The following is a 12,971-nucleotide window of genomic DNA, read 5'->3' on the forward strand; positions in this document are numbered from 1 at the left end:
GTCGGGCGCGGGACGGGGGGTCAGACGATCCGGGCGTCCGCCGCGGGGGACGGGGCCGCGGGCTCCGGCTCGGCGTCCGGCTCGACGTCGGACAGGTCCCGGTGGCGGGTCTCCTTGGCGACGCCGACGGCTATGACCGTCAGCACAGCCGCGGCGATGACATACAGGGCGATCGGGGTGGAGCTGCCGTAGTCGGACAGCAGCGCGGTGGCGATGAGCGGGGCCGGGGCGCCCGCCGCGACGGAGGCGAACTGGGCGCCGATGGAGGCACCGGAGTACCGCATCCGGGTCGCGAACATCTCGGAGAAGAAGGCCGCCTGGGGCGCGTACATGGCACCGTGCATGACGAGTCCGACGGTCACCGCGAGGATCAGGTTGGCGAAGCCGCCGGTGTCGACGAGCGAGAAGAACGGGAACATCCACAGGCCGACGCCGACCGCGCCGAGCAGGTACACCGGGCGCCTGCCGACGCGGTCCGACAGGGCGCCCCAGGCGGGGATCACCGCGAAGTGCACGGCGGAGGCGATCAGCACCGAGTTGAGGGCGGTCTGCTTGGAGACACCGGCCGACGTGGTGGCGTAGACGAGGATGAACGCGGTGATGACGTAGTAGCTGATGTTCTCCGCCATGCGGGCGCCCATCGCGATCAGCACGTCGCGCCAGTGGTGGCGCAGCACGGAGACGAGCGGCAGCTTCTCGGCGGCGCCGCCCCGGGCCGCCTTGCGGGCCTCCGCCCGGGCCAACGCCTCCTTGAACACAGGGGATTCGTCGACGGACAGCCGGATCCACAGACCGACGATCACCAGGACGCCGGAGAGGAGGAAGGGGATCCGCCAGCCCCAGCTTCCGAACGCGGTGTCCGACAGCACGGCGGTCAGCAGCGACAGCACACCCGTGGCGAGGAGTTGCCCGGCCGGCGCGCCGGTCTGCGGCCACGACGCCCAGAAACCGCGCCGCCGCGCGTCCCCGTGCTCGGACACCAGCAGTACGGCTCCGCCCCACTCCCCGCCGAGCGCGAAGCCCTGGACCAGGCGCAGCACGGTCAGCAGCACGGGAGCGGCCGTGCCGACGGTCGCGTGTGTCGGCAGCAGCCCGATCGCGAACGTCGCCCCACCCATCAGCAGCAGGCTCAGCACCAGCAGCTTCTTGCGTCCGAGCCGGTCGCCGTAGTGCCCGAACACCAGGGCGCCGAGCGGACGGGCGGCGAATCCGACGGCGTACGTCAGGAAGGACAGCAGGGTGCCGACGAGCGGGTCGGAGTCGGGGAAGAACAGCTTGTTGAAGACCAGGGCGGCCGCGGAGCCGTAGAGGAAGAAGTCGTACCACTCGATGGTGGTGCCGATGAGGCTGGCGGCGACGATGCGTTTGAGGCTGGCGGGGGGTGGGGGAGCGGTGGTTCCGGAGGTCATGTGCGCCACTTCCTCGTGTGCCGTTGGGACGGGTCGGTTCGGAACACGGTAGGAACGCGCAGGTCAGGGGCACATGTGGTGGGACTACATAGTTCGCGGGCGATGTGTGCGTGCCGCCCCTATGTAGATGGTTCGTGGGCCGTTTCGAGAGTCTGATCGGCGGCAGATCGGACGCTGTCCGGGGTGCGTGTTGACTACGGTGCGGTGCCCTCATGGTGGCTGGTGGGTGGGCCGACGTCTGACGACACCGCGACCTTCGGCCCCCGCCCCCGAACACCCGGGTGCCGTACCGGGCTGGGAGCGGGCCACACTGCGACTCGCTCCCCGTGCCTCTCAGAGGGGTGCGCGAAGGATTGTCGGCACCATGCCGGGGCACCGCCCGCCCTGTTGTCCGGGCGGTGCCCCGACACGTTCCGGTCAGACGCGGCGGCGGGTGAAGCGTTGGTTGGGGTTGCCGCTGTAGGTGTACTGGGAGATGCGGGCGCCGTCGGCGGTCGAGTACTCCCAGACATCCATGGCCAGGCCGGACTCCCGGTTGACGAGGCTGATCACGTCACCGCCGTGGTCGACCACGCGCCACTGCTGGCTGGTGGCGCTGGTATCGGCCTGTTGGACGACATCCGCGCCGGTCGCGGTGCCCGCGGCCTGGAGGAACAGGCCACTGTGCAGTGCCTTGACGCGGACGTGGCCGTCGCCGGCGTCGACGAACTCGAATTGCTGGTTGGGGCGACTGCTGGTTGTCCGCTGGACTAGCTGTGCGCCGGCGGCGGTGGAGGCCCCGTTGATCTCGGCGGCCTTGCCGCTGTGCTGGGCCAGCAGGGTGTAGAGGCCTGGGCCGCCGGGCGAGTCACCCAGCCGGGCTTCCCACCTGGTGTTGGACCCGGCCGCGTCGGCCGGGAGGCGGTCCCGTGCGGCGGTGTCGCCGTACATCGTCCAGCGGGCCCAGTCGACGACGGTCCTCGGGAAGCGCTGGTCGCTCCAGAAGCTGGTGTGGCTGCCGCCGACGAAGGTGAGGAACGCCTTCGGCCAGGTCATCTCCGTGTACGCCTGCCGGGCCGAGGAGTACGACGTGGTCGAGTCCCGGTCACCGTGGACGAACAGGACCTTGGCGGAGACCGAGCTGGACGGGTTTCCCATGTCCACGCAAGACTGCGGGTTGGCGGAGACGATCCGGCTGTCGGGCCAGGAGGTCAGCAGACCGTGGGTGGTCATGCCGCCCAGGGAGTGGCCCGAGACGCCGACGCCGATCCCGGTGTTGAGGTGCCCGGCCAGCGGTCCGCTCGCGTTGAGGGCGAGGGTGTTGGTGAGGATCTGCGAGACGTCCTTGGAGGTGTTGCCGTTGTTGACGTCGTTGAAGTTGTGGTTGAAGTGCGGGGCGGGGACGACGAAGCCCGCCGAGGCCAGGGCCCGGATGATGAACAGGGAGTTCTGCGGGCTGCTTCCGTAGCCGTGGGTGAAGTTGTAGACGGGGAAGACACCTCCCGCGACCGGGGCGTTCGTCACGGGACTGCCGCCGGGGGTGCCGGTGGCGGGGTAGTAGACGTAGGTGGTGCAGGGGCGGCTGCCACGGGTCCAGTCGTATCGGCGCACACCGACCGCGAACGGTGTGGTGGGCGCCGTGTCGGACGGTCCGACGGCGGCTGGTGCCTGGCCCGTGCCGAGCAGGGACAGACCCACGCCCGTCGCTCCGGCGGCGCTCATCCTGAGGAACGTACGTCGTTGCATGGCCATGGATACTCCTTGGGGGCGGAGGTGGCGGTGGCGTTCGGCGTTCGGCGTTCGGCCGGGCTTCGTCGTCTGGGGTGTCTGGGAGCGACGAGGTGTTGCTGTCGCCGGTCATCCCTCGGCGATGGGCGACTGTGAACTGGTCGAGTCTGATGCGCCCCGTCCGTGAACGACGTCGATGACCGCCGTGACCGGTCCTTTGGCGGTCGTGCCGGTGACCGTCAGCTCACCCGGCTTGTCGGTCGCGCCGGGTGGCAACGGCTGCCAGCGGACGGGCACACGTGTGGTCGTGTCGTCCGCGGTGGTGAGCACGCGGATGGTGGAGGGCAGCCTCGGGGCGGCTCCCACCGGGGTGGCGGTGTAGACCGTGTCCTGGAGGATGTGCTTGGCGCGGCTGGCGTTGAAGACGTCGATGGACGCGTGCGGCTCCCACGTGTTCGACAGTCCGGGCACGGCCCGGAACATGGGCTGATAGCCGGCCGGCTCCCAGACCAGCACACCCGAACCTCTGTTGTCGACCACGTCGTTGGCGGCCTGGAACACCCTTCGGATGGCGTCCGCCTGCCCCTGAATCGTCTGTGGGTAGGGCGAGTTGGGCAGCGGCGAGCCGTCGCCGCCCGAGGCGGGATAGGCGGTTTCGGCGATGTCGATCTCGTAGCCGGGATGGGTGGTGGCCATGGTGTGCAGGTTGCGCTCCAGTGCCTCGGGCGTACCGTGCCATTCCGGGTAGTACGAGATGGCCAGCACATCGGGATTCTGCCCCTTCGCCTTCACACGTGTGAGGAACTGGTGCCAGAACTCCATGGTCTTGTCGAGCTTGTCCTTGTCGACGATCACGTGTATCTCGACCTTGGACGTCGGTGACGCGTCGCGGACGGCCTTGATCCCGGCCGCGGCCAGGGTGGTGAACCGGTCCCAGGCCTGCTCGTAGAGCTGTTGCTCCGCCGGGTCGGTCGACCGCCAGTACCGCCACAACAGGCCTCCGCCGGGCTTGGACTGGTAGATGTCCGCCTGGTCGACGAAGTAGGGCGGGCTCGTCGTGCCGATGTGGGCCGCCTCGCTGCCGTACATGAAGCCATTGATGATCTCGTTGCCGACGGCCACCTTCTCCGGCGTGGTGCCCTGCCGGATCAACCGCCTCAGATAGTCGGCCGTGAAGTCGTACACGGCCTCGGACAGGTCCGGGAAGTCCAGCTCGGCCCAGGCGCGGGGCTTGGGTTGCTTGCTCGGGTCGGCCCATGAGTCCGCGTAGTGGAAGTCGATGCCCAGGCCCATGCCCCGCTGCTTGATCTGCTGCGCCGAGACCAGTGAGCGTTCCGGGCCCTGGCGCGGTATCGGCGTCGGCTGACCGGTGTTCTCGCTGCGCGGCTCGTTCCATATCCGCAGCCGGGTGTGCTGCATGCCGCGATCCTTGACCACGTCGAGCAGGTGTGGCCCGGCGCCGCGGTTCTCGGACAGGGGGTCGACCCAGTACTGCCGGTCCTGGACGTCGTCCATCCAGGACAGGTCGGCGCCCAGAGTGAGGTCGTCGCGTAGGTAGTTGAGGACCTGAAGCTCGCTGACCCCGGGCCGGGCGTGGTCCTGCTTTCCGGTGAACTTCAGCCGGACGAAGCGCGTTCCCGGCCGGGTGAACAGGTGCACTTCTCCCCGCGACACGGATCGGTTGTGGGACCTGTCGGTGATGGTCTTCCACCGGCGGCCGTCGGATGAGGCTTCGACGACGTACCGGTAGGCCACCCCACGGTCCGGGAACAGCACCTTGACCTTGCGCAGGTTGTCGTAGGTTCCGCCGAGGTCGACGGTGAGCCACTGCCGGGCGCCGGCCTGTCCGGGGTACCAGGACGTCGCCGGGTCGCCGTCGATGGCCAGCCTGGCGCTCGACGAGCCGCTGCCGGCTGTCGCCGAGGCCCAGTCCTTGGCGGCGATGTTGCTCTCGATCGGCTTGATGTCCGCGGTTCCGTAGGTCGCATGGGCCGGTGCGGGCACCATGAGTAGGTTCGCGGACACCATGGTGGCCAACGTCGTCGTGACCGCGATGGCGCGGGGCAGACGCGTTCTGCTCATGTCCTTCTCCTGACGATGTCACGTACGGGCGGCAGGGGCTGTTCCCTACACTCTGCCGGGTCGCGAAGACCGGCAGAGCACGGGATGTCAGTCAGCCGACATCGAGGTAGTCGACGTTGGGCAGTCCGGTCGCCGTGGTCGGGTCCAACCGGATGGTGTTGCCGCCCGCGTTGAGCGAGACGGTGACCGTCTTGGTCGTCCACGTCGTCCACGCACCGGTGGGCTCGAACGAGATCGTCCCCACCGATGATCCGTTGACGACGAGGTTCGCCGGCCTCGCACCGCTGCTGCCGTTGGCGAACCGGATCCCCACGGTGGCCGTACCCGCGGCCTGCGGGGTCACCGTGAACTGCGCGAAGGCGCCCACGGCGGCGGTGCCGTTGCAGAATCCGCTGCCGGAATAGCCCGCCTGGTTGGAGTCGATCGTGCCCTGGCACTCCGCGGGCGCGGTCTCTGCCTCGTAACGCCCCTGAGGCGCCGGTGTGTCGGCAGAGGTCTTGACGAGTGAGAGCTGGTCGACGGTGACACCGCCCGAGCCCGACGCCCGCACGGCGACGGTGGCGGCCCCGCCGGGCAGCTCGATGCCGGTGAGCTCGCGCTTGGCCCAGCCGCTCGACGACGGGATACCGAGGGTGCGTTGGCTGCCGTTGGCGCCGGTGATCATGACCTGCCCGGCGCTGCCCCGAGCGTGCAGGGACAGGGTGTAGGTGCCTGCGGGCACCGACTCGATCCGCTGTTCGACGCCGCCGCTGTTGCTCACCTGGAGGGCGAAGCGAGACCCGTTCACCCCACCGTTGACGTTGGTCACCGAACCGCCGAGGTTCCGCCATCCCCGTACGCTGGAGACGATGACGCGGTCGGCCTGGATGTCGGGGTTGAGGATGTAGTTGTTCGCCGGCCCGACGCGCCACTCCCCGGTCGTGGCGTTGAACTGCCACTGGCTCACCGAGTGGAACTGCGGCCGTGCGCCCGTCTTGGTGATCGGCACCCACTGGTTGTACCCGATGCCGTTCCAGGCGAAGTCGGCCCAGCGGTCGCCGGCGTAGAGCACCGTGTTCTGCTTGGTGCCCTTGACCGTCACGAAGAACCCGGTCTGGGTCACGTGGCTGTAGTCCATCTCGGTGCCGGCGAGGACGTATTCGCTGCTGTAGGAGCCCTGGACGTTGCTGCTGGTCGACTCATTGACATAGTTGACAGAGGTGTTCCAGCCGTGCAGGTCCGACGCCGCGTGGTAGTACTTGCCGTCGAGCTTGAACATGGCGTTGCCCTCGCGACCGGAGCCGCTGCGGATCTGCACGGCCGGCTCGATCCGCAGCGAGTCGGACTCCCGGAACTTGGCCACGAAGCCGCGCGACCGTCCTTCCCGGTTGGAGAAGATGAGGTAGTCCGTGCCGTCCTCGTCGGTGAAGACGGTCTGGTCTCCGGTGCCGGTCGTGGGCGAGTTGGTGATCTGGGTCTGGAAGTAGCCGTAGTCGAAGGTGTCGGTGGGCGAGTCGCCCTGCAGCAGCAGCACACCGTGCCCGCCGCCGACGTAGGCCTGGGTGGCGAGGACGTATTTGCCGGTGTTCTCGTTGTACGAGACCCCGAGGCGTCCGACCCATCCCGCCTGACCGAGGGTGGCGCCGTTCTGGATCCTGGTCGAGCGCGTCGCGACGTTGTTCTCGAACTTCCAGTTCACCAGGTCCTTGGACGAGTACACGGGGACCGAGACGAAGCTGACGTTGCCGTCGTACTTCTTCGTCGGGTTGGCCCGGTAGAGCTCGGCGCCGGTGTAGTGCACGCCGTACCAGTAGTAGGTGTCGCCGAACTTGAAGACCCCACCGCCCTGCGAGTAGATGGGGTTGCCGCTGGTGTCGTTCCAGAACGTGTTGTTCGTGATGGTGTGGAACGTGCCCTCGTCAGCGGCCTTCAGATCGGCGGCGGCGGTCATCAGCGCCGTCTTCGCGTCGGCGACGTCCGACGTGGTGGCCGAGGAGTCGTCCGCGACCTCGGCCGCGGCGGTCAACGCCTTGGCGAAGGGCTTCCAGGAGTCCGCCGTGTACTTCGTCGGAGTGCGCGTCTGGTAGTCGGACACCAGGTACTCGAGGCCGCGCTCCACCACCGGTCCAGCAGCCGCCCCCTGGTCCTGGAGCTCCGTTGCCTGTCTTGGCGTTGCAGGTGTCTGAGCCGCGGCGGTGTTCGCCGAAAGGGGTGCCGCCAACGCCACGGACAGCAACGCGGCGGCGAACAGCCTCCAGTACTTCGCGACGACACGCGGTCTTTGCCTCACGAGGTCACCTTCCGTCGTTCTCAAAGGCGCCGAGATCCGGCGCACTTCCGCTGAAGGGCAGTCCCACGGCGGTGCCCTTGTCGATCAGGGCACTGTTCGCCGCGAGACGGAGGTGGGACAGCACGGGCAGGCTTCCGTCGCTCTGACGGGGCGCGTCCCAGCCGGACGTCGACACACTGCGGAACTGGGAGTCCGACAGGGGGACGCCGAGGTTCCAGGAGTTGTACGCCGCGTTCGTGCCCGTCATGTTCGACGTGGCCGTCCCGGTGTAGGCGATGTTGTTGCGCAGGTTGCCCCGTCCGACGGCGGCACCGCGCGAGTCGATTCCCAGCATGTTGAAGTTGGGGCGGTTTCCGTAGCCCGTGTTGTTGAAGAAGTCGTTGGCGACCGGGTGGTGGTTGGCGTAGAAACCGGCCGCCTTGTTGAGGAACGCCACGGAGAAACGGACGGTGTGTTTCGGCGCGTTGGCCTCGTAGTCACCGCCGTAGCCGCCGGACTTGAAGCCGGCTCCGTTGCCGGAGGGCGTCGTCGTCCCCGGCACGTACCCGTTGCGCCAGGCCCACGAGTTCTCGATGGTCACCGGCGCATACGTGGAGATGAGGTCGAAACCGTCATCGGCGTTCCACCACGAGCGGCACCCCCGGAACACGTTCGCGGACCGGCCGGCCGGCGTGTAGTGCGAACCGAACCCGTCGGCGTTCTCCCCGGGTCCGTCGATGCTGCGCGGGTCGTAGTTGTCGTGCGCGTCCGAGTTGAGGACGAGGTTGCCGCCCCCGCCGCTGATGAACAGGCCTGTCCCCATGTGGTGGTGGGTGTCGATCTGCTCGAAGACGTCGTTGCTGCCGGACACCCAGATCCCCCAGGACTCGGCGTTCCGGTCGTTGTTCTGGGGAACGCCCTTGACTTCCAGTCCTTTGAGGTGGATCCAACTGCCGGTGACATCGAATCCCTTGATGCGGCAGTTGTCCGTCATCCGCGAGAAGTCGAAGACCGGTTTCTCGCCCGGCTGGGCCCAGTACCGGATCGGGTTGCCCGAGCTGCCGCTCTTGTTCAGGGTGATCGCGTCGACTCTGGCGGTCTGGTTCGAACAGGCGCTGTTCGCGCGGGTGTAGGCGTAGGTGCCGCCCCGGAAGTAGACCGTGTCACCTGCCTTGGCGACGGCCTGTGCACGGGCGATCGATGCCCAGGGAGCGGCCTGTGTGCCTGCTGCGGCGTCGTTCCCGTTCGGGGCGACGTAGTAGGTGTTTCCGGCCGCAGCGGCGCTCGCGGACGCTGGGCCGGGGACCATCGCGACGGAACTCGCCATGACCAGCGAGAGCAGGAAGGCAGGGGTGCCGAACTTCGCGGTTCTCACAGTGTCATCTCCCGAGTCAGGTGATATCCCGTGCGGCGGTAGGGCTCGTGCCTGCCTGGGGTACTCAGCGCAGGCGACAGCTGCTCTTCGAAGGGCGGGACCAGGCGCGTGTCTCTTCAGAACTTCATGCGCCGACGGCCACGTCGGCGATGAAACGGCGCGAGCCGATCAGGAGGACTCCGATCGGTGGGATCACTGACTTGTACGGAGTGATCACCACGGCCGCCAGTTGGTCGGTATCGGCACGGCGGGGTGGGGCCTCGCTCGCCCGGAGTCGGCCGCACCGAAGACCGAGGGCACGTGGCGGGCGGCCGACCGGCCGACGGCTCCGGCAACGTACCGGCCGTCCCGGGTCATGAACTTGGCGCCCAGTCGGCCCGGCCGGATCCTCCAGACGTGGCGGATGCTGGGGCAGACCACCGCGCGCTCCTGGGACTTCCGCAGGCTGATGCGGGGATTGCCTCGTCGATCGCACCCTCGCCCTCGCCCTCGCCCTCGCCCTCGCCCCGGCCCCGCCCCCGCCCCGGCTCGGCCCCGGCCCCCGCCCCGGCCCCTGCCCCGGCCCCGGCTCAGCCCCGCCTTCGTCGCGGGCCGCGGCCCGGTCGGAACCAAGCCGCTTCCGCACGCCACCGTCAGACAGGGACGACCGCGGTCTGGGGTCCGCCGTCATGGAGGCCCCCCGCGGAACAACCGGCCCCGGTTCGCGCCCACCGCCGCGTGCTACCTGAGATACGCGGCGAGCGGGAGGTTCTGGCGGCGCACGTCACTGCCGACGAGCCCTGCGATCCGCTGGGCGCCGTAGGTGTCGAAGTGGGTGTGGTCGTTGCAGAAGAAGGTGCCCAGGGGACCGCTGCCTCCGTAGTCGCCGTTGTTCGGGCAGAAGCGCAGGCTGTTGTAGAGCGAGACACTGAGCGTCTGCAGGTCGACGACGGGAGCCCTGGTGGCGGATCCGGCGGCGAAGGTCTCGGCCACGAAGCCGCGGTTCTTGGTCGCTGTGCCGCCGGAGCAGGTGATGGCGGCGACCGGGGTGAGCAGTACCGGGTGTGCGCCCCGGGCCAGGGCGGCCTGCGCCATCATGGTCATCAGCTGTTGGTACCTGGCCGGGCCGACGTGCCGGGGGCAGGTCGAGGAGGAGTCGTTGATGCCGAACTGGATGAACAGGTAGTCACCTGCCTTCATTCCGGTGCTCGAGTTCAGCATCGCCTGCCAGCGGGACGAGTACGTGGTGGACGTGAGGCGGCACTCACCGTCCGAGCCCTTGGTGCTGCTCACGTTCCCCTCGTAGAGCCAGGTCTGGATGCTCCGGCCTCCCACGGCCTGGTTCTTGACGGTCACGTCACTGTTGAACAGGGCGTCGAACTGGCTGCCCCAGCCGACCGGACAACGGCCGGAACTCGGGTTGGCCATGGTGGAGTCACCGGCCAGCCACACGGTGACCGGTGCGGCGACCGTCCGTGCGGCAGGGACCGGGACCGGGGCCGCCTGGGTCTGGGCATGGGAGGCGCTGGTGCAGTTCGTGGCAGCGGGGTCCGCCGCGGATGCGGCGCTGACGCCGACGCTCGATAAGGCGATCATGAGCGCGGTCGTGATGAGAATCCGTAAGTTCCTCAACGGGGCCCTCCTTGGGACTGGCGCCGGGCGGCGGTCAGCGCAGGTACGCGGCCAGGGACAGGCGCTGCTCGCGGATGCTCTGGAGCACCAGCCCGCCCATCTGGCTCGCGCCGTACTGCGAGAAGTGGGTGTTGTCCGTGACACCGTCGACGGAGGAGCGCAGGAAGAGCTGCGCGGAGGCGGAGGGGCCGAGGGACTCGACGAGCGCCTTGCTCCTGGCGGTCAGATCGATCACCGGAACCCTCTGGGCCGTCCCGACCGAGCGCATCTCGGCGGGCAGGTTCACACCGACGCCGTTGACGTGCAGGGCCGTTGACGTGAGCCGGCTGCCGTCGAACTGTCGACGGACCGGCGGGGTCACCAGGACCGGGACGCCGCCCTTGGCACGGACCTGCGTGATCATGGAGGTGAGGTTGCTCCGGAAGGCCGACGCGCTGGTCTGCTTGTCGTTGTGGCCGAACTGGATGAACACCGCGTCGTTTGCCTTGACCTTCGCCAACAGCGCCGGGAAGAGCGCCGAGTTCCTCAGGAAGCTGCCCGAACTCTCCCCCGAGTCCGCGTAGTTGGCGACCGATGCTCCGGGCCCCACCGCCGGCGTGATCATCTGGCCCCATCCCGTGTACGGGGCCACCGGCTGGTCGCACACGGTCGAGTCACCGGCCAGGTAGGCGACCAGCGGCTGGGCCGCCGGTTTCACGGAGACGGCCGACACCTGCGGGCTGGACCCCGCGAACCGGATGTCCAGACCGGGGTTTCCTGTGCCGCCCTGGCCGGTCGGCTGCCCTTCCGGCTGCCGCACGTTGACCGTGAACGAGTACGTGGCGGTGGCACCGGCCGCCGTCTTCGTCGCCGGAAGCATCAGGCGCCGCGCCTCCGCCCACATGTCGGTCTCGGCGGCGGTGGTACCACCGAGGGAGACCGTCACGTCGTAGTTGCCGGGTGAGACCGCGTAGTGACACTTGATCGGCGCAGTGCCGGAACAACCGGCCGGCAGCGCCCGCGTGGCGGCATCGGCATGCGCCGCACCGGTGCCGACCAGCGTCGCAAGAGTCAGCAGGCCCACCACTCCCAGCCTGACCCCGTGACCTTCGAGATGTGATGTCATGCCCATTACAATCCTCAATCCCCATCCTTGACCGAAGAGTTGCCCGCGTTGCGGTCCATGGCCCGTCGCTCAGGCCTGGGTGAAGCCGTTCATGATCGCTGTGGGGCGTTTGCTCGAGGAGTCCCAGGCGCCCATGTTGTAGCCGGTGAACGGGGACATGCACTCCGGCTCCCAGTAGAAGATGCCCTGCCCGCCGTTGGCCTTGAGGGCCTTGATGTAGGCGACCAGCGAGGCCTGGGTGGCGGAGACCCGGTCCACCCGGCCACCGAACTCGCTCTGCAGGAACGGTTTGCCGTAGGCGGCGGAGATCTTCTTCATGTTCGCCACGATCCCGGGGGCGAGGTCGGCACTGCCGTAGGAGGAGAACACCGACATGTCCCACTTGCCGCCGCTCGCCGCGAAGCGGCTGAAGAACGTCGTCATCACGTCGTACTTCTGCGGCTGGGCCAGGTGGATGCACACCGTCGAGTTCGGCGACACCGCCTTGACCTGGTCGTATGCGGCGTTGAGCAGTCCGGTCATCTGCGCCCCGTTGGAGACGCTGCCGACGGGGCGGCAGATCCCGCTGTTGATCTCGTTGCCGATCTGGACCCAGGTGGGGAGCACGTCGTTGCTCCTCATGACCGTCATGGTCTGGTTCACGTACGTGCCCATCGCGGTGCGCATCTGGCTGTAGCTCATGTTCCGCCAGGCCGCGGGCGGGTTCTGCACGCCGACGGAGTTCCAGGTGTCGCCGAACATGTAGTCGAGCATGATCGACATGCCGGCGGCCTTGACCCGCTTGGCGAACGCGGCGACCTCGTTGATGCCGCAGTGGCCGTTGGCCGGGTCGTTGGACGGGTTGACGAAGGTACGCAGGCGTACGGCGGTGATGCCGTAGCCCTTGAGGATCGTCAGCAGGTCCTGGGTCTGCCCGCTCGCGTTCTTCCAGGAGTAGCCGCGAGCCTCCATCTGAGGTGCCCAGCTGATGTCGACGCCCTTGACGAAGCTCGCGGCCGCCTCGGCAGGCGTCTCGAGTTCGGCGAACGCGGCGGCCGTGGCGAGTGCCCCGGCGGTCGCGGTGGTGGCCCTGAGCAGGGTGCGTCGGCTGATGCGCCCGGCAGCTGGTGTGGGGGGTTGCGGGGACATGGTGGGTCCTTTCCTTCCGCCGGCCGTGGGTGAGACGTCGCGGTCGACGGAGAGCTGATCAGTGAGAAGGCGACTTCCCGAAGCGAGGTGGGGGGTGGGGGCAACTGGCGCTCAGGTCAAGGAGTTGGTGTAGCGCGTGCTGTCCAGCCGATGTTGCCTCCCTCGGTGTGGCGACAACTGAGGCAGGACTGTTGCGAGTGGCGCGTGTCGGGGGGCGGCCTTGGCATGCCAGGGACGCTTCTCGAGGTCGGAGCTGTGAGCGATCACAGATGTGTGGCGACGAAAGTGCGCAATCGCATCACAATG

Annotated in this window: 7 protein-coding genes and 2 pseudogenes; all 9 read right to left on the minus strand. The window is 68.4% G+C overall.

The window, feature by feature from the left end:
• Positions 1–20: 20 nt before the first annotated feature.
• On the minus strand, positions 21–1,409 hold the full coding sequence (locus ABZ098_RS17140; protein ID WP_356591801.1) for an MFS transporter: 1,389 nt from the start codon (positions 1,407–1,409) through the stop codon (positions 21–23).
• Positions 1,410–1,826: 417 nt separating this feature from the next.
• Positions 1,827–3,140, minus strand: coding sequence for an RICIN domain-containing protein (locus ABZ098_RS17145; RefSeq protein ID WP_356591803.1), 1,314 nt, complete (start codon positions 3,138–3,140; stop codon positions 1,827–1,829).
• 105 nt (positions 3,141–3,245) lie between these two features.
• Positions 3,246–5,198: a glycosyl hydrolase 53 family protein gene (locus tag ABZ098_RS17150; RefSeq protein WP_356591805.1), complete on the minus strand. Its 1,953-nt coding sequence runs from the start codon at positions 5,196–5,198 to the stop codon at positions 3,246–3,248.
• A 100-nt stretch (positions 5,199–5,298) separates the two neighbouring features.
• Positions 5,299–5,664, minus strand: a pseudogene (locus ABZ098_RS17155) (carbohydrate-binding protein); the annotation flags it as partial.
• Positions 5,665–6,342: 678 nt separating this feature from the next.
• Positions 6,343–7,128 (minus strand): annotated as a pseudogene (locus ABZ098_RS17160) (family 43 glycosylhydrolase); the annotation flags it as partial.
• Between the two features lie 343 nt (positions 7,129–7,471).
• Complete coding sequence (locus tag ABZ098_RS17165) at positions 7,472–8,821, minus strand: right-handed parallel beta-helix repeat-containing protein (protein WP_356591807.1); 1,350 nt, start codon at positions 8,819–8,821, stop codon at positions 7,472–7,474.
• A 720-nt stretch (positions 8,822–9,541) separates the two neighbouring features.
• Positions 9,542–10,396: an SGNH/GDSL hydrolase family protein gene (locus ABZ098_RS17170; RefSeq protein WP_356591809.1), complete on the minus strand. Its 855-nt coding sequence runs from the start codon at positions 10,394–10,396 to the stop codon at positions 9,542–9,544.
• 70 nt (positions 10,397–10,466) lie between these two features.
• Positions 10,467–11,537 (minus strand): rhamnogalacturonan acetylesterase, encoded by a 1,071-nt coding sequence (locus ABZ098_RS17175; protein WP_356591811.1) that lies wholly within the window; start codon positions 11,535–11,537, stop codon positions 10,467–10,469.
• Between the two features lie 69 nt (positions 11,538–11,606).
• Positions 11,607–12,665, minus strand: coding sequence for a glycosyl hydrolase 53 family protein (locus tag ABZ098_RS17180; protein WP_356591813.1), 1,059 nt, complete (start codon positions 12,663–12,665; stop codon positions 11,607–11,609).
• Positions 12,666–12,971: the final 306 nt, after the last annotated feature.

Source organism: Streptomyces sp. NPDC006335, from assembly GCF_040612795.1.
In the GTDB taxonomy this organism is placed as follows: Bacteria; Actinomycetota; Actinomycetes; order Streptomycetales; family Streptomycetaceae; genus Streptomyces.